This window comes from Pseudomonas sp. FG13, assembly GCF_057809755.1.
In genome coordinates this window covers 18081-41988 of the sequence record NZ_JBMDKO010000034.1, presented here as the reverse complement: position 1 = coordinate 41988, position 23908 = coordinate 18081, and the positions used below count along the sequence as shown (strand labels likewise).

The 23908-nt window shown below is 61.3% G+C and carries 24 protein-coding genes and 1 riboswitch; of the genes, 12 read left to right on the top strand and 12 right to left on the bottom strand.

What is annotated here, in order from left to right; genetic code table 11:
- Window positions 1-10 precede the first annotated feature (10 nt).
- Window positions 11-1078, bottom strand: a complete 1068-nt coding sequence (locus ACODTO_RS22105) for a putative urea ABC transporter substrate-binding protein (RefSeq protein WP_175364049.1) — start codon at window positions 1076-1078, stop codon at window positions 11-13.
- 60 nt (window positions 1079-1138) lie between these two features.
- A riboswitch (guanidine-I (ykkC/yxkD leader) is annotated at window positions 1139-1240 on the bottom strand.
- A 303-nt stretch (window positions 1241-1543) separates the two neighbouring features.
- Between ACODTO_RS22105 and ACODTO_RS22100 the strand changes: the two genes are divergently transcribed.
- Complete coding sequence (locus ACODTO_RS22100; RefSeq protein WP_139649699.1) at window positions 1544-1927, top strand: hypothetical protein; 384 nt, start codon at window positions 1544-1546, stop codon at window positions 1925-1927.
- 167 nt (window positions 1928-2094) lie between these two features.
- Here ACODTO_RS22100 and ACODTO_RS22095 read toward each other — a convergent pair whose 3' ends face one another.
- Window positions 2095-3207: an enoyl-CoA hydratase/isomerase family protein gene (locus ACODTO_RS22095; protein WP_139649698.1), complete on the bottom strand. Its 1113-nt coding sequence runs from the start codon at window positions 3205-3207 to the stop codon at window positions 2095-2097.
- A gap of 127 nt (window positions 3208-3334) precedes the next feature.
- Here ACODTO_RS22095 and ung point away from each other — a divergent pair, with 127 nt between their 5' ends.
- Window positions 3335-4030 (top strand): uracil-DNA glycosylase, encoded by a 696-nt coding sequence (ung, locus tag ACODTO_RS22090; protein ID WP_162843645.1) that lies wholly within the window; start codon window positions 3335-3337, stop codon window positions 4028-4030.
- Window positions 4031-4144: 114 nt separating this feature from the next.
- On the opposite strand, the gene ACODTO_RS22085 is transcribed toward ung, so the two are convergent.
- From ACODTO_RS22085 to ACODTO_RS22070, 4 genes are read right to left on the bottom strand one after another with little or no spacing between them, the layout of a single operon-like run.
- Entirely contained in the window at window positions 4145-5182 is a 1038-nt protein-coding gene (locus ACODTO_RS22085; RefSeq protein ID WP_175364047.1) for an AbrB family transcriptional regulator, read from the bottom strand.
- Entirely contained in the window at window positions 5175-6689 is a 1515-nt protein-coding gene (locus ACODTO_RS22080; RefSeq protein ID WP_139649692.1) for a tripartite tricarboxylate transporter permease, read from the bottom strand. The genes ACODTO_RS22085 and ACODTO_RS22080 overlap by 8 nt, the downstream gene beginning before the upstream one ends.
- A gap of 1 nt (window position 6690) precedes the next feature.
- Window positions 6691-7152, bottom strand: a complete 462-nt coding sequence (locus ACODTO_RS22075; RefSeq protein WP_024781296.1) for a tripartite tricarboxylate transporter TctB family protein — start codon at window positions 7150-7152, stop codon at window positions 6691-6693.
- Window positions 7153-7207: 55 nt separating this feature from the next.
- Window positions 7208-8185 carry a Bug family tripartite tricarboxylate transporter substrate binding protein gene (locus ACODTO_RS22070; RefSeq protein ID WP_047701776.1) on the bottom strand — a complete coding sequence of 326 codons (978 nt, stop codon included), beginning with the start codon at window positions 8183-8185 and terminating at the stop codon, window positions 7208-7210.
- A 441-nt stretch (window positions 8186-8626) separates the two neighbouring features.
- Between ACODTO_RS22070 and ACODTO_RS22065 the strand changes: the two genes are divergently transcribed.
- Entirely contained in the window at window positions 8627-9298 is a 672-nt protein-coding gene (locus ACODTO_RS22065; RefSeq protein WP_139649690.1) for a response regulator, read from the top strand.
- Entirely contained in the window at window positions 9291-10682 is a 1392-nt protein-coding gene (locus tag ACODTO_RS22060; protein ID WP_139649688.1) for a sensor histidine kinase, read from the top strand. Before ACODTO_RS22065 ends, ACODTO_RS22060 begins: the two co-directional genes overlap by 8 nt.
- Window positions 10683-10856: 174 nt before the next feature.
- Here ACODTO_RS22060 and ACODTO_RS22055 read toward each other — a convergent pair whose 3' ends face one another.
- Together ACODTO_RS22055 and ygfZ are read right to left on the bottom strand one after the other, a co-directional pair.
- Window positions 10857-11678 carry an HDOD domain-containing protein gene (locus ACODTO_RS22055; protein ID WP_139649686.1) on the bottom strand — a complete coding sequence of 274 codons (822 nt, stop codon included), beginning with the start codon at window positions 11676-11678 and terminating at the stop codon, window positions 10857-10859.
- A gap of 34 nt (window positions 11679-11712) precedes the next feature.
- Entirely contained in the window at window positions 11713-12654 is a 942-nt protein-coding gene (gene ygfZ, locus ACODTO_RS22050; RefSeq protein WP_139649684.1) for a CAF17-like 4Fe-4S cluster assembly/insertion protein YgfZ, read from the bottom strand.
- Window positions 12655-12803: 149 nt separating this feature from the next.
- On the opposite strand from ygfZ, the gene ACODTO_RS22045 reads away from it, so the two are divergent.
- On the top strand, window positions 12804-13058 hold the full coding sequence (locus tag ACODTO_RS22045) for an FAD assembly factor SdhE (protein WP_003184348.1): 255 nt from the start codon (window positions 12804-12806) through the stop codon (window positions 13056-13058).
- Entirely contained in the window at window positions 13042-13494 is a 453-nt protein-coding gene (locus ACODTO_RS22040; RefSeq protein ID WP_175386900.1) for a protein YgfX, read from the top strand. The genes ACODTO_RS22045 and ACODTO_RS22040 overlap by 17 nt, the downstream gene beginning before the upstream one ends.
- On the opposite strand, the gene nadB is transcribed toward ACODTO_RS22040, so the two are convergent.
- A complete protein-coding gene (gene nadB, locus ACODTO_RS22035) occupies window positions 13463-15079 on the bottom strand; it encodes an L-aspartate oxidase (protein ID WP_139649680.1) in 1617 nt (538 codons plus the stop codon). The two genes, ACODTO_RS22040 and nadB, sit on opposite strands and share 32 nt — an antisense overlap.
- A 560-nt stretch (window positions 15080-15639) precedes the next feature.
- Between nadB and rpoE the strand changes: the two genes are divergently transcribed.
- The 4 genes from rpoE (at window position 15640) to ACODTO_RS22015 (ending at window position 19433) form a co-directional block, all read left to right on the top strand.
- The gene (gene rpoE / locus ACODTO_RS22030) at window positions 15640-16221 is read left to right on the top strand and encodes an RNA polymerase sigma factor RpoE/AlgU (RefSeq protein WP_003172477.1); all 582 of its coding nucleotides are present in this window, start codon (window positions 15640-15642) and stop codon (window positions 16219-16221) included.
- 31 nt (window positions 16222-16252) lie between these two features.
- Entirely contained in the window at window positions 16253-16840 is a 588-nt protein-coding gene (locus ACODTO_RS22025; protein ID WP_139649678.1) for a sigma-E factor negative regulatory protein, read from the top strand.
- A gap of 9 nt (window positions 16841-16849) precedes the next feature.
- On the top strand, window positions 16850-17794 hold the full coding sequence (locus tag ACODTO_RS22020) for a MucB/RseB C-terminal domain-containing protein (RefSeq protein ID WP_139649676.1): 945 nt from the start codon (window positions 16850-16852) through the stop codon (window positions 17792-17794).
- A gap of 208 nt (window positions 17795-18002) precedes the next feature.
- Window positions 18003-19433 carry a DegQ family serine endoprotease gene (locus ACODTO_RS22015; protein WP_139649674.1) on the top strand — a complete coding sequence of 477 codons (1431 nt, stop codon included), beginning with the start codon at window positions 18003-18005 and terminating at the stop codon, window positions 19431-19433.
- A gap of 213 nt (window positions 19434-19646) precedes the next feature.
- On the opposite strand, the gene ACODTO_RS22010 is transcribed toward ACODTO_RS22015, so the two are convergent.
- A complete protein-coding gene (locus ACODTO_RS22010) occupies window positions 19647-21080 on the bottom strand; it encodes a M48 family metalloprotease (RefSeq protein ID WP_175362514.1) in 1434 nt (477 codons plus the stop codon).
- A 98-nt stretch (window positions 21081-21178) separates the two neighbouring features.
- On the opposite strand from ACODTO_RS22010, the gene ACODTO_RS22005 reads away from it, so the two are divergent.
- Together ACODTO_RS22005 and ACODTO_RS22000 are read left to right on the top strand one after the other, a co-directional pair.
- Window positions 21179-21418 carry a sulfurtransferase TusA family protein gene (locus ACODTO_RS22005; protein ID WP_139649671.1) on the top strand — a complete coding sequence of 80 codons (240 nt, stop codon included), beginning with the start codon at window positions 21179-21181 and terminating at the stop codon, window positions 21416-21418.
- 30 nt (window positions 21419-21448) lie between these two features.
- A complete protein-coding gene (locus ACODTO_RS22000) occupies window positions 21449-22519 on the top strand; it encodes an AI-2E family transporter (RefSeq protein WP_041020814.1) in 1071 nt (356 codons plus the stop codon).
- A gap of 119 nt (window positions 22520-22638) precedes the next feature.
- On the opposite strand, the gene ACODTO_RS21995 is transcribed toward ACODTO_RS22000, so the two are convergent.
- Both ACODTO_RS21995 and ACODTO_RS21990 read right to left on the bottom strand, forming a co-directional pair.
- Window positions 22639-23112 (bottom strand): peroxiredoxin, encoded by a 474-nt coding sequence (locus ACODTO_RS21995; RefSeq protein ID WP_175386890.1) that lies wholly within the window; start codon window positions 23110-23112, stop codon window positions 22639-22641.
- Window positions 23113-23122: 10 nt separating this feature from the next.
- On the bottom strand, window positions 23123-23683 hold the full coding sequence (locus ACODTO_RS21990; protein ID WP_041020812.1) for a glycine cleavage system transcriptional repressor: 561 nt from the start codon (window positions 23681-23683) through the stop codon (window positions 23123-23125).
- Window positions 23684-23908: the final 225 nt, after the last annotated feature.

Here is a 23908-nt window from a genome sequence, read left to right as displayed (position 1 = left end):
GTCCTCCGGTTTACAGCTTGGCGTCGGCGGCCAGCTGTACGTAGGTCGGGTCGAAGCGCAGCTTGAGGTTGGCCTTATCGCCGCGGGTCACGCCATTGGCGAACGTCATGCCAACCGCGTCGGTGCTCTTGGCGCCTTCGCCCAACAAGCCGTGCTGGAACGAGAACTTGGCCACTTTGCCCATGGTGGCGGGCAGTTGCTCGCTGGTGGCGAAGCTCAGGGCTTCCTTGGGCGTGGCGAACAGCTTGGTGGTGTCCAGTTGCGCCTGGAAGCCGGCCAGGTCAGTGCCCGAGGCCTTGGCCATGTGCTCCAGCGCTGCCTTGCTGCCGGCGTTTTTCGCGTTCATCAGGGCGACCACTTCAAACCAGGCGCCGGTCAACGCTTTGCCCAGGGCTGGGTTGTCCTGGAGGGTCTGGGTGTTGACCACCATCATGTCCATGATTTCGCCGGGAACCTGACTGGAATTGAACACTTCGCTCACGCCTGGCTGGGCTTTGATGTCCGAGAGCATCGGGTTCCAGGTGGTGACGGCCTTGACCTGGTCGGTGTTGAAGGCGGCGGAGATATCGGCGTCGGAGGTGTTGACGACTTTCAGGTCTTTCTCGGCGAGGCCAACGGAATCCAGGGCGCGGGCCAGTAGGTAATGGGACACCGACAGTTCCACCAGATTGACGTCCATGCCCTTGAGGTCGGCGACTTTCTTGCCTTCGCCCTTGAGGACGATGCCGTCGTTGCCGTTGGAGAAATCACTGACGATCAGCGCCGTGCTGTCCACGCCACCGGCCGCGGGAATGGTCAGGGCGTCCATATTGGTCATGGTGCAGCCGTCGAACTGACCGGCGGTGTACTGGTTGATGGATTCGACGTAATCGTTGAGCTGCACGACATCGATCTTGATGCCGTATTTTTTTGCCCATTTATCGACGATGCCTTGGCTACCGGCGTATTCCCAGGGCATCCAGCCGGCGTAAATAGTCCAGCAGACGCTGAAGTGGTCTTTCTGGGCGGCGATGGACGAGAAGCTCGCGAGGGCCGAAAGGGCGGCGAGGAGCAGGGCGGACAGACGAAGCTTGAGCATGGTGGTTCTCCAGTTGATCAAGGGCGGACAGGAGCAACGCGGCACCGCGAACGGTGGCTTGTCTCCCGGGCTTTTGTCCCGCCGTGTAACCTCAACTGGAGGTCGCCAACTCTCGGACCAGCCACTCGCCAGAAGCGAGCCGGAACCCTAGTCAGCCATTGCAAATTGTGGTGCCGCGAACCTGTGATGACTCCTGCACGGAATTATTAAAGCGAGAGCCGTGCCAATTCGGGCAAAGGCCCGGACTAGAGAGAGCGGGTGTTGAGAAGGGATGCTTGAGGGCGGATTTGTGCGTGCTTGTGGTGCCGTCGCGCACCGGAAGAGGGCGACGAGCGACATGTTTCCAGTTGTTGCCACATCGCACCAGATTCCGATTTTGCTGTCTGAATATGCGTCAGTCACACAACGTTGACTGCCGCCCATCAGCGTCGCTGATGTGGCCCATCCGCGGTCCAGGAGGCCGCCATGTATCGACGACTGCTGCTCATTGCGTTTCTCGGTTTGACTCTTTCGGCCTGCGTGCCTTACTACGACGGAGACTCGAGCTATTACCGTTCCGAGGTCTATACCTCACCAGCGCCGGTCTATTACGGCGGTGGGAGCTACTACTCGGCGCCGCGCTACTATTCGGCACCAAGGTATTACCAACCGGCGCCACGCTACTATTCGGCACCGCGCTACTATCAACCCGGCCCTCGCTACTATTCACCGCCGCGGGCGGCCTATCGGTCTTATCCGAGTCGGGGCGGCTGGGACGGCCGTGACCGGGGTGGTTGGGATGATAATCGGCGTGGCGGGCGTGATCATCGAGGACGGGGCGACCACGATGGACGGGGCAGCCATCGCTGATCTCCAGATAATTGAAAGCGGCGCATCGAGCGCCGCTTTTTTTTTGCCGGCAACAAAACCTGTGGGAGCGAGCCTGCTCGCGAAAGCGTCGGGTCAGTGACATTAAAGTTGGCTGATACGCCGCTATCGCGAGCAGGCTCGCTCCCACCCGGTTTCGCTCGGGACTTCTACTCATTGGCCAGATCCGCCAGCGGATGCCGCCCCTCCCAGGCTTTGTGGAAATGCGCCTCCACCGCCGCTTCAGGCACATGGTTGATGTCCGGCCAGTGCCAGTGGGGTTTCTGGTCCTTGTCGATCAACCGGGCCCGCACGCCTTCGCTGAATTCAGGATGTCGGCAGCAATTGAGACTCAGTGTGTATTCCATGCGAAACACGCTGGCCAAGGACAAGTGCCGGGCTCGGGCGATCTGCTCCCAGACCAGATGAGCGGTCAGCGGTGAGCCTTCGGTCATGGTCCTGGCGGCCCGGGCGATCAGCGGATCCGGATGATCCACCAGCAGGCTGAGGGCCTTCCAGGCGCAGCGCACGTCGCTGACATCCAGCCATTCGTCGATTTGCTGTCGACGTGGCAACCATTGGGCTTCGGGTAACCGATCGAGGGCTTCGCGCTGCAAGGCCTTGAGCAGGCTGTTGAGTTGCATATCGGTCTGTTCCTGCCAGTTGAGCTGCAGCAGGCCTTCGATCAGGTCGTCCTGTTGTTCATCCAGCAAAAAACGGTCGGCCAGGTCCAGGTCGATGGCATCCCGGGCGTTCATGTGGGCGCCGGTCAGGCCGAGAAACAGCCCGAGCTTGCCTGGCAGGCGCGACAGGAACCAACTGGCGCCGACATCCGGGTACAGGCCGATGCTGATCTCCGGCATCGCCAGGCGACTGCTCGGTGTGACGATCCGGGTGCTTGCGCCCTGCAACAGGCCCATGCCGCCGCCGAGCACATAGCCGTGGCCCCAGCACACCAAGGGCTTGGGGTAGGTGTGCAAGTTGAAGTCCAGGCGATATTCCGCCGCGAAGAATTGCGCCGCCAACGGCGGCACTTCACCGGGATGGGCGCGGCAAGCCTCCACCAGGCTGCGTACTTCGCCGCCGGCGCAGAAGGCCTTGGCGCCGTTGCCACGCAGTAATACACAAACGATTTGCGGTTCCCGGGCCCAGGCATCGAGACGATCGCGCAGCGCGTTGATCATCGGCAAGGACAGGGCGTTCAAGGATTTTTCGGCATCCAGGGTCGCGATGCCAATACGGGCCCCCGTGATGCCCGTGAGTTCTTCGAAGTGCAGATTCATCGTGACCTCGATCAGAAATTGAATGTTCAGTATGAACGCTGTGTGGGAAAGTGCCGGTTCTGCGTCAGATCAATTGACAAGCCATGTAGGCTTTCCTAGGGTGCGCCCATTGTTTTTACTGGGTGCAATCATGACTGCTGACGACCGTATCAAACTCGAACCGAGCTGGAAGCAGGCGCTGCGTGCCGAGTTCGACCAGCCCTACATGGCAGAGTTGCGCGAATTCCTGCGTCAGGAGTACGCCGCTGGCAAAGAGATCTACCCACCGGCCTCGTTGATTTTCAATGCCCTCAATTCCACGCCACTGGACAAGGTCAAGGTTGTGATCCTCGGGCAAGACCCGTACCACGGCCCGGGCCAGGCCCATGGCCTGTGCTTTTCGGTGCAGCCGGGCGTCCCTGCGCCGCCGTCGCTGGTGAATATCTTCAAGGAATTGAAGCGCGACTTGAACATCGACATCCCCAACCACGGCTACCTGCAAAGCTGGGCCGACCAGGGCGTGTTGCTGCTCAATACCACCATGACCGTGGAACGCGCCAATGCCAACGCCCATGCGGGCAAGGGCTGGCAGCATTTTACCGACCGGGTCATCGAAGTGGTCAGCGCGCATCAGCCGCATCTGGTGTTCCTGCTATGGGGCGCTCATGCCCAGAGCAAGCAGAAACTGATCGATGCCACCAAGCACCTGGTGCTGACCTCGGTCCATCCGTCGCCGCTGTCGGCTTATCGTGGCTTCCTGGGATGCGGGCATTTCAGCCGGACCAACAAGTTTCTCGAACAACACGGCGAGGCGCCGATCGATTGGCGATTGCCGCCAGTTTAAGTGTTCGACAGTGCGGGCCTCATCGCGAGCAGGCTCGCTCCCACAGAGGATGTGCGGCGCTGGCACAGATCAATGTGGGAGCGAGCCTGCTCGCGAAAAGGGCGACACGAATGATCAGTCGGGACCCGATCGTCGCATCCAATACCTGAACAACGGCTCCGCCAGAAACAATACGAACAGCAGCCGCATCACCTGCAATGCCGTCACCAACGGCACCGACAATTGCAGCGTCTCTGCCGTCAGGCTCATTTCCGCGATGCCGCCGGGCATCATGCCGAGGGTCAGTGAGCGCAGGTCCAGGCGGGTCAGGGTGCTCAGGCCCAGTGCCGCGAGGGTGGCGATCAGCATCGTCAACACGGTGCCGATCAGGGTACGCCCCATGAACGACGGAGCTCGTCGAAAGAACTGCCGGTTGAAATGACAACCCAGACCGCTGCCGATCAGCCACTGGCCAATCTGGCTGCCGCCATGGGGCAAGCCGATGTGCAGGTCCCAACCGATACTGACCGCCGCACTTACCAACAGCGGTCCGAACAGCCACGGGTTGGGTTGACGCAGGCGTTCCCAGATCCAGGCGAGCAGGGCGCCCGCCGGGAACAACAGCACCAGCCACAGCCAATCCACGGTGGTGGCGTGCTGCACCGGTGCGCCTTCACCCAACAGGTATTTGAAGGCAGCAGGCACGCACAGCACCACCACCAGGACTCGCAAGCTCTGGCCCGCGGCGACGCGGCTCAGGTCTGCGCCATTGCGCGAGCCAAGGTTGACCATTTCGCCGGAGCCGCCCGGCATGCTGGAGAAAAAAGCGGTGGCGCGGTCCTCGCCGGTGCGGCGCATCAGCCACACACTCACCACGCTGGACACGCTGGTGATCAGCGCGCCGAAAAAGATCAGGCCGAAGTGGCCCAGGACCTGCTCCATCACCAGCGGGGTGAAGTGAAGGCCAATACCGATGCCCACGACCCATTGGCCGCATTTACGGCCGCCGGGGATTTCCTTCAATTGCCACGGCGTCAGGCAACGCACCAGGATGATCGCCAGCAACGAGCCGACCATCCAGGGCAAAGGCCAGCCGATCAGGCTGGCCAGATAACCGCCGGCCAGACCGACCAGCGGTGTTCCCCACCATTGTCTGAAGGTTGTTTCAGACATTGGCCACTGCACGTCGTTGGGCGGCGCGGCGACGCCAGATCCGCAGCAGTGGCATGAACAGCATGATCGCCGTCAGGATCCAGCAGCCGAAGGTGATCGGACTCGACCAGAGGATTTCCAATGCACCGTTGGAAATTGACAGCGCGCGCCGCAGGTTCTGTTCCATCAGACCGCCAAGGATGAACCCCAGCAGGACCGGCGACAGTGGGAAGTCCAGCTTGCGCAGGATGTAGCCGAAGATGCCGATACCAGTCATCAGGAACAGGTCGAACGTGGTGGCGTGCACCGCGTAGACACCGATGCCGGTGATGATGGCGATGACCGGCACCAGTGCCCAGTTCGGCACCGCCAGGATACGGGTGAACACGCGGATCATCGGGATGTTGAGGATCACCAGCATGATGTTGGCCACGAACAACGATGCGATCAGGCCCCAGACGATGTCCGGTTGTTGTTGGAACAGCAGCGGGCCGGGGGTGATGTTGTACAGCGACAGCGCGCCGATCATGACCGCCGTGGTGCCCGAACCGGGAACGCCTAGGGTCAGCATCGGTACCAGCGCGCCGCAGGCCGCGCCACCGATGGCGGTTTCCGGCGCGGCGAGGCCACGCTTGTCGCCCTGGCCGAAGGTACCGCTGGCACCGGCGATGCGCTTTTCGGTCATGTAGGCCACGGCACTGGCCAGGGTCGCGCCGGCACCCGGCAGCACACCCATGATGAAACCAAGCACGCCGCATCGCAGGTTCACGACGAACACCGAGGCGGCTTCCTTGAAGTTGAACATCATCCGTCCGGTGGCTTGCACCGCTTCCTGGCCGCGATGGGTTTTTTCCAGCATCAACAGGATTTCGCTGACGGAGAACAGACCCAGTACCAGCACGACGAACTGGATGCCGTCGGCCAGGTGGACGCTGTCACCGGTGAAGCGGTACACGCCGCTGTTGGCATCGATCCCGACAGAAGACAGGAACAGACCGATCAACGCCGCGATAAACGTCTTGAGCGGGCGGTCGCCGGCCATGCCGCCGAGGCAGACGATGGCGAACACCATCAGGACGAAATATTCCGCCGGTCCGAAGGCAATCGCCCATTTGGCCAGCAGCGGAGCGAACAGCACCATGCCACAGGTGGCGATGAACGCACCGATGAACGAACTCCACGCCGACAGCGACAACGCCACGCCAGCCAGGCCCTGGCGGGCCATCGGGTAGCCGTCGAGGGTGGTCATCACAGTGGAAGCTTCCCCCGGGATGTTGAGCAGGATCGAGCTGATGCGCCCGCCGTATTCGCAACCCAGGTACACCGCTGCCAGCAGGATCAACGCCGATTCCGGCGGCAAGCCCAGGGCAAACGCAATCGGGATCAGCAGGGCCACGCCGTTGATCGGCCCCAGGCCGGGCAGCAGGCCGACCACGGTGCCGATCAGGGTGCCGGTCAGCGCTGTGACGAGGTTATAAGGCGTCAGTGCGACACCGAAACCCTGGCCGAGATAATTCAGGGTATCCATATCAATTCTCCAGGACGTCGAGCAGGCCCAGGGGCAGCGGCACGTCCATCAGCTTGTCGAACAACAGATAAAGACCGATGGCCATCAGGCTGATGATCACCACGCTCGGCACCCAGCGGCCGCCATACAGGCGAGCCATCGGCACCCCGATCAGGATGCTGGAGAGGATGAAGCCCAAGGGCTCGAAGGTTCCGGCGAATACCAGTAGCAGCACCACGCAGATGCCGATCTTTTGCAGGGTTTCACGGTCCAGTTGCGGTTCGTCTTCGCTGTGCACGATGGGAACAGGGCGGAACACCATGTACAGCAGTGCCAGGCCCATCAGTCCCAGCATCAGCAAGGGAAAGGCACGGGGGCCCACTGGTTCGTAGGAAAAAGCGGCCTGGTACGGCCAAGCCATCAGCGCGAGGCCAATACAGACCAGCAACAGCACCGCGGCAAAAATACGTTGGAGGGTGAGCATGACTAACTCCTGGGCAGCGCCGGGGGAACCGACGCCACCGCGAGAACAGAGACGGTTACTGGATCAGGCCGAACTCTTTGGCCAGCACCTTGTAATCGGCCACTTGCTTCTTCACGTAGGTGTCCAGTTCCGGGCCAGTCATGGCGAACGGGAACAGTTCGCGCTGGTCACGCAGCTTGGCAAACTCTTCGGAAGCCAGCAGCTTGTCGAACGCGTCTTTCCACCAGGCGTAGTCTTCATCACTCACCTTCGGCCCGAGGTAGAAGCCGCGCACCACCGGCCACAGGATGTCGTAGCCTTGCTCGCGAGCGGTGGGGATGTCCTTCATTTCCGGCTCGTCCAGGCGCTTCTCAGCGAACACGGCCAGCAGGCGCATGTCACCGCTCAGGATGTGGGGCATGGAGTCGGAAATGTCGGTGCTGCCCACCTGGATGTGACCGCCCAGCAGGGCAGTGGCGATCTCACCGCCGCCTTCGAGTGCCACGTAGCGCAATTTGCGTGGATCAATACCCGCAGCCTTGGCGATCAGTGCGGTTTGCATCCAGTCCTGGCTGCCGACGGTACCGCCGGAACCGATGACGACGGATCCAGGATCCTTCTTCAGGGCCTGCACCAGATCATCGAGGTTCTTGTAGGGCGAATCGCTCTTCACCGCGATGGCGCCGTAGCTGGTGCCCACGGCTGCCAGCCAGCGCACATTGGTTTCGTCGAAACGACCGAACTTGCCTTGTGCCAGGTTCAGCAATGAACCACTGGACCACGCTACCAATGTGCCGGCGTCCGCCGGACGTTGTGCGACCACGGCGTTGTAGGCCACCGCGCCGACACCGCCGGGCATGTAGGTGACACGCATCGGTTTGGTCAACAGCTTCTGGTTCACCAGCGCGCTTTGCGCCAGTTTGCAGGTCAGGTCAAAACCACCGCCGGGCGCTGCGGGGGCGATGCACTCCGGGCGTTTCGGCTCGGCGAGCAATTGTCCGGTGAACATCAGGCATCCGACGGCCAGGGCTACTTTACGCAGTGATAGGTTCATTCTCGTCTCCACAGGAGTTGTTGTTGTGTATTGCAGTCGTTGCGCTGCCGAACCCTTTGGGTCGGGCAACAGGTCCAACGCAGGAACTTGAATCTATAGCTGACCCACCGGCACATGTCCGGGTATTCGCTGGCGGCACTGGCCACGGGGGGGCGGGTTGGGGCGGGAAAAGCGAGCAGGCATGGGCGCCTGGGGCTGCATGGACAGCATGGGGATACTCCGCTTTATTGTTCTTATGTGAAAACGCATCGGGGCGTTTCTCGTTCGCGATTGTGTTTGGCGATCGGCAGTCGAAACTGTCCGTGAGAGGACTCTAATAGCCCAACCTTTCGCTAACCTTTCAAAAGCTTTCAGGATGTTTTTAGGCTTCACAGCAGCGGATGCGGCTGTAAACTCCGCGCCAGTGAATGGTGCCGACTGTTCCTGAATTGAGGAAAAAACATGCGTGTTCTGCTCGTCGAAGACCATTTGCAGCTCGCCGAAAGCGTCGCCCAAGCGCTCAAGAGCACCGGTTTGACTGTGGATGTGTTGCACGACGGGGTGGCGGCCGACCTGGCGCTGAGCAGCGAGGAATACGCCGTGGCAGTGCTCGATGTCGGACTGCCGCGCATGGACGGCTTTGAAGTGCTGGCCCGTCTGCGAGCCCGAGGCAAGACCTTGCCGGTGTTGATGCTGACGGCTCGCAGCGACGTCAAGGACCGGGTGCATGGCCTCAACCTCGGTGCCGACGATTACCTGGCCAAGCCCTTCGAACTCACCGAGCTTGAGGCGCGGGTCAAGGCACTGTTGCGGCGCAGCGTACTGGGCGGCGAGCGCCAGCAGCGCTGTGGCGGGCTGATCTATGACCTGGACACCCGCCGCTTTACCCTCGACGACGAATTGTTGAGCCTGACGTCCCGCGAGCAAGCCGTATTGGAGGCCTTGATCGCGCGGCCGGGGCGGGTGATGAGCAAGGAGCAACTGGCTGCCCAGGTGTTCGGGCTGGACGAAGAAGCCAGTCCCGATGCGATTGAAATCTACGTTCACCGGCTGCGCAAGAAACTCGACGGGCATGCCGTGGCGATCGTGACGTTCAGGGGCTTGGGTTATCTGCTGGAAACCCGCGATGCATAAACCTGACAGCCTGCGCTGGCGACTGCTGCGCAACCTGGCGCTGTTGCTGGTGGTGTTGATGCTGGCCAGCGGCCTGAGCGCCTACTGGAACGGTCGTGAGGCCGCGGACACGGCCTATGACCGGACCTTGCTGGCCTCGGCCCGGACCATCGCCGCCGGTCTGTCGCAACGCGACGGCAGCCTCAGCGCGGATGTGCCCTACGTGGCCCTGGACACCTTCGCCTACGACAGCGCCGGGCGCATTTACTACCAGGTCAACGACATCAACAAGAAACTGATCTCCGGTTACGAGAACCTCCCCGGCCCGCCACCCGGCACGCCGCGCACGGACGATTATCCGGCCCTGGCTCGCTTCTACAACGCCCGCTATCAGGGCCAGGACGTGCGCGTGGTGAGCCTGCTCAAGGCCGTGAGCGAGCCGAACATGAACGGCATGGCGGAAATCCGTGTGGCGGAAACCGAAGAGGCACGTGTCAGCATGGCCCGGGGCCTGATGGCCGACACGCTGTTGCGCCTTGGCATGCTGGCCGTGGGCGCCCTGTTGTTGGTGTGGTTCGCGGTCAGCGCGGCATTGCGCCCATTGGAGCGCTTGCGTACGGCGGTGGAGGAACGCCAATCGGACGATCTGCGGCCGTTGCCACTGGTGGAGGTGCAGCACGAGTTATGGCCTCTGGTGCGGGCCCTCAACCACTTTACCGAGCGTTTGCGCGGGCAGTTCGAACGCCAGGCGCAATTCATCGCTGACGCCGCCCATGAATTGCGCACGCCCCTGGCTGCGCTCAAGGCGCGGCTTGAACTGGGATTGCGCGCCAGTGAACCGGCAACCTGGCGGGAAACCCTGGAAACCGCGGCCCAGGGCACTGATCGGCTGACGCATCTGGCCAACCAGCTGCTGTCCATGGCGCGGGTGGAAAACGGTGCGCGGGCCATCGCCGAAGGGGGCGCGCAGTTGCTGGATCTCAGCCAGTTGGCCCGTGAGCTGGGCATGGCCATGGCGCCGCTGGCTCATGCGCGGGGTGTGGCATTGGCCCTGGAAGCCGACGAGCCGGTGTGGCTGCGCGGTGAACCGACCTTGTTGAACGAGCTGTTGAGCAATCTGGTGGACAATGCCCTGGCCCATACACCTTCGGGCGGTAACGTGATTCTGCGGGTCGCCGCGCCGGCGGTGCTGGAGGTCGAGGACGATGGTCCCGGCATTCCATTGCACGAGCGCGACCGTGTCTTCGAGCGCTTCTACCGACGCAACCAGCAGGTCGCCGGCTCTGGCCTTGGGCTGGCCATCGTCGGAGAAATCTGCCGCGCCCACCTGGCCCAGATCAGCCTGCATGACGGGCAAGAGGGTGGGTTGAAGGTGCGGGTGAGTTTTATCCCAGGCTCAGACTGATCCTGAAGCTAACCCGGTTGTGGCGAGGGGATTTATCTGTGGCGAGGGGATTCATCCCCGCTGGGCTGCGAAGCGGCCCCCTACGTTGTATCAGACAGAACGCGGAGGGCCGCTTCGCCAACGGGGCGGTGCGAAGTTTCGCTAAATCCCCTCGCCACAGGTGAGCAGCCTGGTCTAGTAAAACATCGATCGCGCTTCTTCGAGATGAGCGCATCGTTCCTTGTCGTCCGGGTCGATACCCAGCTTCTGGAATGATGGCACCTTGAAGGCGTCAATCCTGCCGAGGGGATGATTAGTGTCCTTGTAGCAGTACAGCGCAGCGACCTGCACCAGGTCGACGTAGTCGAGTTGCCGGGATTCCCGGGCGAAATCCAGGTACAGGCCTGGGAGTTTCACCAGCCTCTCCGGAAACTCCCAGACGCTGAGCAGCTTGTCTCCCAGCACGGGGTGAATCGTTTCGATGACATGGTTGAGGCTGACCGGGTCTGACAGCAGTTCGTTATGGTCTTCGGCGTAGGTCAGGATCGGCAGTACGCCGATCTGGTGCACCAACCCTCCCAGCGCGGCCTGATCGGGCTTGAGCTGTGTATAAGTGCGGCACAACGCATAGCTGACTCCGGCGATCTCCAGGCTTCTACGCCAGACATCGCGCATCTTCTGCTCCACCACCTCGGAGCGGGCATGGAAGATCTGCTCCATGACCAGACCGATGGCCAGGTTGCTGCTGTAATTGACGCCCAGCCGGGTAATGGCCGTGTGCAGGTCGGTAACTTCCTGGGTGGCGCGCAGCAATGGGCTGTTGACCACTTTTATCAGGCGCGCCGAAAGTGCCGTGTCGCGACCGATCACCTTGCTCAGGTCACTGACGCTGATTTCCGGGTCCTCGGCGGCCCGGCGAATCTGCAGGGCCACTTCCGGCAATGTCGGCAGAACCAGGTCATCGTTATCGATGGCCTCTACCAAGTCCCGTTGGACCTTATCCGCCAAATCGCTCATTTCGATTCTCTAGGTATTGCGACAAATGCTGCGATCAGCGCTGGATTTCGCGGTCGCGATCCAGTTCGTAAGGCAGGTCCAGCAATTTCAGTATCGGGCCTTCCAGGCTACCGAGATGTACATTGCCCTCTTCTGCTGCTTCGGCCTGCAACACCGCCAGCAGTTCAATGTTTCGCTCGGCTTGCGCTGCGATCACCACCTCACCGATGGCGCTGCCGTGAGCGGGAGAGAACAATGCCGTGCCGGGTTCCGGCAGTTCGCTGGCATCCAGCTGCAGCCGATACAAGCGTCGCTTGAGCTTGCCCAGGTACTGCATGCGGGCAACGATTTCCTGGCCGGTGTAGCAGCCTTTCTTGAAACTCACGCCGCCGACGGCTTGCAGGTTGAGCATCTGCGGAATGAACAGCTCGCGGGTGGCAGGCATGACCTGGCCGATGCCTGCGCGGATCTGGCCCAGCAGCCACGGGTTCAGGTCCGTCTCGGCCAAGGTTGCGCGCAGACGGGTTTTGAGCATGTCGGCCTGTTCGGCAGGCGCCCACAGCTCGACTCGACCGGGGGACACGCGCAGGGCGATCAAGGACTCGTGGCGCGCCACGCTGTCGATGTCGGCCGGCAGCGCCAGGCCCAGTTGAGTCAGCGCCGTGTCGGCATTCTCCAGACCGAAGCGAACCCAGGCTGCACTTTCGTCGGTGAGCTTGGATTTGGAAAATACCGCGTATTTCTTCAGGTCCGCCAATTGCGGCTCGAGCAATTCGGTGGCCATTGCCATCAGCACACCGTCGCCTTCGAGCAGGATCCGAAAGCTCGATTGCATCCGGCCCTTCTGGGTGCAACGGGCACCGAGGCTGGCCCGGCTGTCGCTCAGGTAGTTGAGGTTGCAGGTCAATTGGCCCTGCAGGAATTTGCCGGCGTCCACGCCGCGGACCGCAAGAACGCCTTCGTGGGACAGGGTGCAGAAAAAAGCGGAATCAGCCATGAGTCATCGCAGGATAAAAAGTCTGGTGGACATCATAAGGGCGCGCCCTTGAAATGGGTAGTTCACAAAGGATCGGTGGCGACCGACCAAAGCTGTCTGTTTCACCGCGGCGGTGCCTGTATACTTGCGCTCTATTTGAGGAGCGCTCCATGGTCGAAGATGTAGAACTGAATCGCCTCTACTGGCACAGCCGCCGCGGCATGCTTGAGCTTGATGTCTTGCTGGTGCCATTCGTGAAAGAGGTCTACCCCCATCTTAATGAAGTGGACCGTGCCTGCTATGTCCGCCTGCTCGAATGTGAAGACCAGGACATGTTCGGCTGGTTCATGGAGCGCAGCGAATCCGAAGATCCGGAACTGCAACGCATGGTCCGGATGATCCTGGACCGTGTCCAGCCGAAGTAATCGCTTCGAATGCCGCTGGCAGGCCTCCGGGCAACTGCTGGCGGCCTATCTCCTGGCCCAGCTCTTCGCGCTGGGCTCGTTGTTCCTGATGGCTGTCCCTCCAGGGTTTGCAGGGCTTGGTGTTGTGCTGTGCCTGGTCCATGCTGCCTGGACGATACCGCGACACGTGTTGCTGACTCATCGCCAGGCATTCCGCGGCTTGCGTCGGGACGTTGATGGCTGGCAGCTCTGGAACAAGGCCGATGGCTGGCAGGCGGTGCAGTTGCGCCCCGACAGCCTGGCACTGCCATTGATCGTGATACTGCGCTTTCGCTTGAAGGGTGAGCGGCGGATCCGCTCGCTGTGCGTGCCCCGCGACGCGCTGGCAGCCGATCTTCATCGGCGCCTGCGGGTGCGGCTCAGGTTCAGTCGGCGTAGGTGGGCGGCACCAGGATAGTGTCCAATGCCTCGGGCAGCAGGTTCGGATAGTCGAGGGTGTAATGCAGCCCTCGGCTTTCCTTGCGTTCCATGGCCGAGCGAATCATCAGCTCGGCAACCTGGGCCAGGTTACGCAGTTCGATCAGGTCACGGCTGACCTTGTAGTTGCTGTAGAACTCGTCGATCTCGTCCAGCAGCAGGCGCACCCGATGCTGGGCCCGTTGCAGGCGCTTGTTGGTGCGCACGATACCCACGTAGTCCCACATGAACCGTCGCAGTTCATCCCAGTTGTGGGCAATGATCACGTCTTCGTCCGAGTCGGTAACCTGGCTGGCGTCCCAGGAGGGCAGGGCGGCGGGAATGGCAATCTGCGGCAACTGTTCGAGGATGTCCGCCGCGGCTGAACGGGCATAGACGAAACACTCCAGCAGCGAGTTGCTGGCCATGCGGTTGGCGCCATGAAGGCCTGTGAAGCTGGTTTCGCCAATGGCGTACAGGCCCGGTACGTCGGTGCGGCCCTGCTGGTCGACCATCACGCCGCCGCACGTGTAATGCGCCGCCGGCACCACCGGGATCGGCTGTTTGGTGATGTCGATGGAAAATTCCAGGCAGCGCTCGTAGACCGTCGGGAAATGGCTTTTGATGAACGCCTCGGGTTTATGGCTGATATCCAGGTAAACGCAGTCGATACCCAGGCGTTTCATTTCATGGTCGATGGCCCGGGCGACGATGTCCCGCGGTGCCAGCTCGGCGCGCGAGTCGAAGCGCTGCATGAAGCGCTCGCCATTGGGCAGCTTCAAGTGCGCGCCTTCGCCACGCAGGGCCTCGGTGACCAGGAAGCTCTTCGCCAGTGGGTGATAGAGGCAGGTGGGGTGGAACTGATTGAACTCCAGGTTCGCGACCCGGCAACCCGAGCGCCATGCCATGGCGATACCGTCGCCGCAGGCGCCGTCGGGATTGCTGGTATATAGATAGACCTTGGCTGCGCCACCGGACGCCAGGATCACGAAGCGTGCGCCATAGGTGTCGACTTCGCCGGTGCCCCGGTTGAGCACGTAGGCGCCGAGGCAGCGGTCGCCGGCCAGGCCCAGGCGCTTTTCGGTGATCAGGTCGACGGCGACTCGCTGCTCCAGCAGCTCGATATTCGGTCGCCGCTGTGCCTGGGCCAGCAGCGTCTTGAAAATCGCCGCACCGGTGGCATCGGCGGCATGGATGATGCGCCGATGGCTGTGGCCGCCCTCACGGGTCAGGTGGAATTCGAACCCGCCGTCTTCCGTGCCGGATTGCTCGTCGCGAGTAAAGGGCACGCCCTGGTCGATCAGCCACTGGATGGCCTCGCGGCTGTGCTCGACAGTGAAGCGCACCGCTTCAGGGTTGCACAGGCCGCCGCCGGCGTTAAGGGTGTCGTCGACATGGGACTCGATGGTGTCGGTGTCATCGAGCACGGCTGCAACGCCGCCCTGTGCCCAGAATGTCGAGCCATTGGCCAGGTCGCCTTTGCTCAGCACTGCGATGCGCAAGTGCTCCGGCAACGTCAGTGCAAGGCTCAATCCGGCGGCACCGCTGCCGATTACCAGAACATCGTGTTGAAACTGTTGGCTCATTCGATAGGTTTCCGCTCAAGGCGACCCGGGTCGGGGTTGGCGCGAGAGATCCGCTTCAGCGGAGTCAGGCAGCCACGCAGCCCACTAGTATATAGAGGGGTGGAACGGCACAATAGTCGGGCATTCATGGCAATGTGAAACCAACGTGACAGAAAAGCACCGCGTTTCGTCGGATCGGTTTTTTCGCCGATGGATGACAAAAGCGCCTTTTCGAGGACAAACGCGGTTGATCTCGTCACGGTTGACCAATGTCTGCCTTGAATGGCTATAAATGGCGGGAACTTTTGCCAAGCGCCTACGTTCAATAGACGGTTGTCTGCAAAAGGGAACAGCGTCGGGTTGGTGCAAGACTTCGATTGAGAGTCCTTGCCAGCAGGCCCGGTGACAGATTATTCGCGCAGCCGGGGAATCTCGTGCTGCGTTTTTCGTGCGTGCCGGGATCAGAGCACGCCGGAAACTTGCTTGGAAGGGGGAGAACTTTTGCGAAAAGCCCGAGTCTATGTTTGCAAGTCCGGTCAATTAGTCATGCAAGCCTCCTTCGAGCTTATCGAGGAGTGTTCATGCTAACCCAGGAAGAGGATCAGCAGCTGGTCGAACGTGTTCAGCGCGGCGACAAGCGAGCTTTCGATCTGCTAGTGCTGAAATACCAGCACAAAATTCTCGGGTTGATCGTGCGGTTTGTGCACGACACCCATGAAGCCCAGGATGTCGCTCAAGAAGCCTTCATCAAGGCCTATCGCGCACTTGGTAATTTTCGCGGGGACAGCGCGTTTTATACGTGGCTTTACCGCATCGCCATTAACACGGCGAAAAACTATCTGGTTTCACGCGGCCGCCGGCCGCCGGATAGCGATGTGAGTTCCGAAGATGCAGAGTTCTACGACGGCGATCATGGCCTCAAGGATCTCGAATCCCCGGAACGAGCATTGCTGCGGGATGAGATCGAGGGCACCGTCCATCGGACCATCCAGCAACTGCCTGAAGATTTGCGTACGGCGTTAACTTTACGTGAATTCGACGGTCTGAGTTACGAGGACATTGCGAGCGTGATGCAGTGTCCGGTAGGCACCGTGCGCTCCCGGATCTTCCGCGCCCGGGAGGCCATCGATAAAGCCCTGCAGCCGTTGTTGCAGGAAAACTAGAGACAGCGGCGACAGCCAAGAGAGGAACGCCATGAGTCGTGAAGCCCTGCAGGAATCGCTGTCCGCAGTGATGGATAACGAAGCGGACGAACTGGAATTGCGTCGGGTATTGAATGCCTTTGACGATGTTGAAACCCGTGAGACCTGGGCGCGTTACCAGATCGCCCGGGCTGTCATGCACAAGGACCTGCTGCTTCCGCGCCTGGACATCGCTGCGGCCGTTTCTGCTGCATTGGCTGACGAAGCCGTACCGGCAAAAGTATCCCGCAGCCCATGGCGCAACCTGGGTCGTCTGGCAGTGGCCGCTTCGGTGACCGTCGCCGTTCTGGCCGGTGTACGTCTGTATAACCAGGATGAGATCGCCGGTGTACAGATGGCGCAGCAGTCCAGCCAGCCAGGCCTGGTCGCTCCACAGGTCAAGGGCCCGGCGGTACTGGCCGGTTACAGCGAAAGCTCGGAAGCTGCTGGCCCCATGGTCAATGGTGTTCTGCAAGGTCAGCCAGGTTGGCATGATCAGCGTCTGCCCAACTACCTGCGTCAGCATGCCCAACAGGCTGCCCTGAAGGGAACTGAAAGCGCATTGCCTTACGCCCGTGCCGCCAGTCTGGAAAACCGTTAAGGATAACCCTTGCGCGCCATACCTCTATTCACGCTGCTGCTGGGTGGCTGGTGTGCTGGCCCAGCGTACGCCGATGAGGCTCAGGACTGGCTGAATCGTATGGGCCAGGCCGAGCAACAGCAAAGCTTTCAAGGCACCTTCGTCTACGAGCGCAACGGTAGTTTTTCTACCCATAACATCTGGCATCGCGCCCAGGATGGCAAAGTACGCGAGCGGTTGCTCCAGCAGGACGGCTCGGCACAGGAAGTCCTGCGCATTGATGGACATACTCAATGCGTCAGCGGTGCCCTGATCCCAGGGATTGGGAATACCGAGGGCACTGCCCGTGCGCTTGATCCGCAAAAACTCAAGAATTGGTACGACCTTGCCGTTATCGGCAAGTCGCGCGTGGCCGGGCGACCGACTGTTATCGTTTCCCTGACGCCCAAGGACCAGCATCGCTACGGCTTCGAGTTGCACCTGGACAAAGAGACCGGCTTGCCGCTCAAGTCCTTGCTGCTTAACGACAAGGGTCAGTTGCTCGAGCGCTTCCAGTTTACGCGACTGAATACTGCGGAGCCGGCGGACAGCGACCTGCAAGCCAGCGCCGAGTGCAAGGCAGTCGTCCAGGAAGTCGGTAAGGCTGCTGTGGCGAAGGCTACATGGCATTCTGATTGGCTTCCCCCCGGCTTCGAGTTGACCAACAGCGCTGTGCGCAAAGACCCGGAGACCAACGTTCAGGTCAGCAGCCTGATGTACGACGATGGTCTGGCCCGTTTCTCGGTATTCCTGGAACCGCTGAATGGCGCAAACGTCACCGACACGCGTACCCAGCTTGGCCCGACGGCGGCCGTCTCTCGTCGCCTCACGACGCCGCAGGGCGAAATGATGGTGACCGTGGTCGGCGAGATCCCTATCGGTACGGCGGAACGGATCGCGCTTTCGATGCGTTCCGATGCCACGGCGACTCAGTAACGTGCTGGCGCGGTGGTTCGGTCTTGATCGAAATGCCGAAACTTCCTGTCAGCATTTTCATTTGCAAAACTTCTGTTTTTTTTCTATTAGGTCAGAGCCGCTCGGCTCTGGCCTTGCCTGTTTTTCCGGGACGTTGATACCGGCGTGTCATTCCACCGGTATTTCTTGTTCCATATCGCTTAACCCTGCTCGTCGTAACGGGAGCCGTATGTCGATACCAAGCTTGAAAACCTATTTCTCCATCCTTGCCACCGTGCTGGTGCTCGGCCAGGCCGTTCCGGCCGTGGCGGACAGCTTGCCTGACTTTACTCAGCTGGTCGAAAACGCCTCGCCTGCGGTGGTGAACATCAGTACCACCCAGAAGCTGCCGGATCGCCGTGTCTCGGACCAGCAGATGCCCGATCTCGAAGGGTTACCCCCGATGTTGCGCGAGTTCCTGGAGCGCGGAATGCCGCAGCAGCCGCGTTCGCCAGGCGGTGGCCGTCAGCGTGAAGCGCAGTCCCTGGGCTCGGGTTTCATTATCTCGCCCGATGGCTACATCCTGACCAATAACCATGTGATCGCCGATGCCGACGAAATCCTGGTGCGCCTGGCCGATCGCAGTGAGCTCAAGGCCAAGCTGATCGGTACCGACCCGCGTTCCGACGTGGCGCTGCTGAAAATCGACGGCAAGGACCTGCCGGTCCTCAAGCTCGGCAAGTCCCAGGACCTCAAGGCCGGTCAGTGGGTCGTGGCCATTGGCTCGCCGTTCGGCTTCGACCACACCGTGACCCAGGGCATCGTCAGTGCGATCGGTCGCAGCCTGCCGAACGAAAACTACGTTCCGTTCATCCAGACCGACGTGCCGATCAACCCGGGCAACTCCGGTGGTCCGTTGTTCAATCTGTCCGGCGAAGTGGTGGGCATCAACTCCCAGATCTACACCCGTTCGGGCGGTTTCATGGGCGTGTCCTTCGCGATTCCAATCGATGTGGCCATGGACGTATCGAACCAGTTGAAAAGCGAAGGCAAGGTCAGTCGCGGCTGGTTGGGCGTGGTCATCCAAGAGGTGAACAAGGATCTGGCCGAGTCGTTCGGGCTGGAAAAACCAGCCGGTGCGCTGGTGGCGCAGATCCAGGAAGGTGGTCCGGCTGCCAAGGGTGGCCTGCAGGTTGGTGATGTGATCCTGAAGCTCAATGATCAGCCGATCATCATGTCCGCGGACCTGCCGCACCTGGTGGGTGCGCTCAAGGCCGGTGCCAAGGCCAACCTGGAAGTGATTCGCGAGGGCAAGCGCAAGAACGTCGAGCTGACGGTCGGTGCCATTCCTGAAGAGGGCGCGGAGCTGGAATCGCAACCCAAGTCCGGCGTCGAGCGCAGCAGCAATCGCCTGGGTGTGGCGGTGGTCGAGCTGACGGCCGAGCAGAAGAAAGCCCTGGAATTGCAGGGTGGGGTGGTGATCAAGGAAGTGCAGGACGGTCCTGCCGCCCTCATCGGCCTGCAACCCGGTGACATCATCACGCACCTGAACAACCAGGCGATTGGTTCCACCAAGGAGTTCACCGAGATCGCCAAGGCCTTGCCGAAGAATCGCTCGGTCTCTATGCGGGTTCTGCGCCAAGGGCGTGCGAGCTTCATCACCTTCAAGCTGGCCGAATGATCGGTTAGCGGCTCAATGAAAAACCGCCTCGAGAGAGGCGGTTTTTTTGTGCCCGGTGAATGGGCACCCATTGGCGAATATGTGGCCCCTGTGGGAGCGAGCCTACTCGCGAAGGGGCTGGCACATCCAACAACATTGCAAGCTGACCCACCGCTTTCGCGAGCAGGCTCGCTCCCACAGGAGGACAGTGCCTGGCCGTGGATACCGGTCTTCTTAACCCATCATGTCCTTGACCATGCGCTCCTGTTCCATGAGCTCCCGTTGGCGCGCATCGATGCGTGACGACAGCGGGAAGTTGGTGCCGGCGCGCCGCTTGGCGAAGTCCAGTTGCTGGATGGCCTGGCGGTAGTCGCCCACCAGGGCGAAGTACTCGGCGCGGGCCTGGTGCAAACCGATGATGTTCCCCGACAGGCCGCGGGTCTCGGCCACCATGTACCAGACATCCGGATCGTCCGGACGGGTCTTGAGCAGGTTTTCCAAAGCCTTCTCGGCGTCGGCGGGGCGGTTCTGCTTGAGTAGCAGGTCGACCCGCACCTGATTGAGTGGGTAGTTGCCCGGGTATTGGGTCAGCATCCGGTCAACGCGAGATTGAGCGTCGGCCAGCTTGTTGCTGGTGATGTCCAGATCGACCTGGGCCAGGTTGTAGATGATTTCGTTGGGTGACTTGGCCAGCAGTGGCGCGAGGTTCTCCCGGGCTTCGTTCAACTGGCCGCCCTTGATCTGCGCAATCGCCAGGCCATAGCGGGCCACGTCATTCTTGGGGTTTTCATCCAGTTGCGCTCGGAAACGCTTGGCGCCCAAGCCAGGGGTTTCCTCATAGATCAACTGGACGCGTGCGCGGATCAGTTGATAGCGCATGCTGTCTTCCGTGCCGCCCGGCTTGGCCTGTTCGGCACGGTTGCGGGTGTCGGCGATCCGCGACTCGGTGACCGGGTGAGTCAGCAAGAATTCAGGAGGTCTCGCGTCGAAGCGGTACTGGCGCATCAGGCGTTCGAACATGGTCGGCATGGAGCGTGGATCGTAGCCGGCCTTTTCCAGGTTCTGGATACCGATGCGGTCGGCTTCCTGCTCATTCTGGCGCGAGAAACGCCGTTGTTCCTGGATGGCGGCCGCCTGGGTCCCGGCAATGGCTGCGATCCCCGCATCGCCACCGCCGGCAGCGGCGATCACGATACCGGTCAGCAGCGCGGCCATCATCGGAACCTGCATGCGCTGTTGGGCTTCGACGCCACGGGCGAAGTGGCGTTGTGACAGGTGAGCCAGTTCGTGGGCCATCACCGAGGCGTATTCGCCTTCGGTCTGGGCGTTGAGAAACAGGCCGCCGTTGACCCCGACGATCCCGCCGGGTGCGGCGAAGGCGTTGAGCTGCGGGCTGTTGATCAAAATGAATTCCAGGCGGCGGTCGTTGACCTGGCTGGTTTCCACCAGCTTGTACACGCTGGTCTCGACGTAATCCTTGAGCTGTGGATCGTTGAGTTGTGCGACCTGGCTGCGCAACAGGGCGAGCCAGGCGCGACCCAACTGGTGTTCCTGCTCCGGCGAGACAACGGCAGAACTGGCATCGCCAAGTGACGGCAGGTCGTCGGCGAAGCCTGGTGAGGCGAGCAGGCAAGCGAGCGTCAGCAGGGTGGGGCGCAGAAATGTCATGCACGGGGCCTTAGTCGACAAAGACCCTACTGTAGCCGGACACCGGGCCCGGGACCAGATATTCTAGACGGCTCTACGACCTGCTGCGGAGTGAACCCATGACCGATGCTGTAGCCCACGATGCCGAACTGGATGCCAGCGGCCTGAATTGTCCGTTGCCATTGCTCAAGGCCAAGCTGGAGCTCAACCGCCTGGCCAGTGGCGCCGTGCTCAAGGTCATCGCCACGGACGCGGGCTCCCAGCGTGATTTCCGCACCTTCGCCCGGCTGGCCGGTCATACGCTGCTGCATGAAGAAGACGATGACGGTGTCTACCGTTACTGGCTGAAGAAAGCCTGAATAATCGATGGCGTTGCTTAAGGAATTTTAATGTTCAAAGTGTTACGCGACTGGATTCAGCGCTACTTCTCCGACGAAGAGGCGGTGGTGCTGGCAGTGCTGCTATTCCTGGGGTTCACCGCGGTCCTCACCTTGGGTGGCATGCTGGCGCCAGTGCTGGCGGGGATGGTGCTGGCGTACCTGATGCAAGGACTGGTGACGACGCTGGAACGCCTGCGGCTGCCCGGCACCGTGGCGGTGGGCCTGGTATTTGCGCTGTTCATGGGGCTGTTGGTGGTGTTCATCGTGATGATCGTGCCACTGCTCTGGCACCAGTTGGTGACGCTGTTCAACGAGTTGCCGGGCATGCTCGCCAAATGGCAGTCCCTGTTATTGCTGCTGCCCGAGCGATATCCGCATTTGGTATCGGACGAGCAGGTACTCCAGACCATCGAAGTGGTGCGCGGCCAGATCGGCAAGTTCGGCCAGTGGGCACTGACGTTTTCGTTGTCCAGCCTGCCGCTGCTGGTGAACATCATGATTTACCTGGTGCTGGTCCCGATCCTGGTGTTTTTCTTTCTCAAGGACCGGGAAATGATCGGGCGCTGGGTTCGTGGCTACCTGCCGCGTGAGCGGGCGCTGATTACCCGGGTGGCCCAGGAGATGAATCGCCAGATCGCCAACTACATTCGCGGAAAGGTCATCGAGGTGTTCATCTGCGGTGGCGTGACCTACATCGGCTTCGTGGCCCTCGGGCTCAATTACGCCGCATTGCTGGCGCTGCTGGTGGGGATTTCGGTGGTGGTGCCTTATGTCGGCACGGTGGTGGTGACCGTACCGGTGGCCTTGATTGCGCTGTTCCAGTGGGGCTGGAGCGATCAGTTCATTTATCTGATGGCGGTCTACGGCATCATCCAGACGCTGGACGGCAACGTGCTGGTGCCGTTGCTGTTCTCCGAAGCGGTGAACCTGCATCCGGTGGCGATCATTTGCGCGGTGCTGCTGTTTGGTGGGCTGTGGGGTTTCTGGGGGGTATTCTTTGCGATTCCCCTGGCGACGCTGTTCAAGGCTGTGCTGGATGCGTGGCCGAGCAAGGAACCGATTGTGGCGCCGTTGCTCTAGCTGACTGATCAGGTGAGGCTGATGGCCTCATCGCGAGCAGGCTCGCTCCCACATGGATTGTGTAGAACCCTGTGGGAGCGAGCCTGCTCGCGATGGGGCCCGACAGGCAATAAAAAGCCTCAGGCCTTATCGAGCGCCTGAGCCGCCGCCAGCACGGCATCCACATGCCCAGGCACTTTCACACCGCGCCATTCCTGGCGCAGTACGCCGTTCTTGTCGATCAGGAATGTGCTGCGATCCACGCCCAGGTATTCCTTGCCATAGAGCTTTTTCAGCTTGATCACATCGAACAATTGGCAGATGGCTTCGTCCTTGTCGCTGATCAGCTCGAACGGAAACTCCTGCTTGCACTTGAAGTTCTCGTGGGACTTGAGGCTGTCCCGGGAGACGCCGAACACTTCGGTGTTGGCCGCCTTGAACTGTGGGTACTGGTCACGAAAGCCCTGGCCTTCGGTGGTGCAGCCTGGGGTGCTGTCCTTCGGGTAGAAGTAGATCACCACCTGCTTGCCTTTCAGGGCAGCGAGGCTGACGGTCTGCCCGCTGGTGGCGGGCGCCTGGAAATCGGTAACCGGCTGGTCGATGGCAACGGCCATGAGCGCTTCCTTACATTGGGTTTTGTGGGCGCCACGGTTCGATCAGGGCGTCCAGGTTCATCGCATCGGCGAAGTCCAGGAACTGATCGCGCAGCCAACTGATCTGGGTGCCGGCCGGCAGGGTCACGGTGAACGTGGCGTTGAGCATGGTGCCGCCGGTCTGTGGAGCCTGGTAGGTGTCGCAGGTGAGGTTCTCCAGCTCGACATGGTGGTCCATGAAGAACTGGCACAGCTCGTTGATGATGTCCGGCCGGTAGGCCGAGCTCACATAGGCCACGTAGGGCAGGGCCTGTGGACGGTTTTCCAGCGCTGCGCTGCGCACCACGTTGACGGTGAAGGTGTGCTTCTTGGCCAATACCGGCAGGCTGCCTTCCAGGCGGGCCAGGGCGTCCCAACTGCCGGAAACCTCAAGCACGAGCGCACTGCATTCGCCGTGGCGAGTCAGGCGTGAGGTCACGACGGCGCAGCGGTTTTCATGGCTGGCGCGGCACAGGACGTTGGTCAGCTCCATGGGGTTGGCGCCAAGGGCACTGATGACAAGGAATTGTTCGCGGACTGTGGGGGTGGACATGCAGCATTCCTAAAGCGATGAGCGGTCGATACCTACACCACCCTGCACGGCGCCGGCCTGCGAAAGCGAACGACTCAAGCCCGGTGCCTGGGGTTGCGCGGCATTCCGCAACAGGGGGGAATACGCCAGGGCAAACGCAGGATCGGGGCTTGTGGCGACGAAAACGGAGGCTGGGAACCGGCCTGTGAGCGTGTCGGTACCGATCAAAGTCTGAAGGGTAGCGAA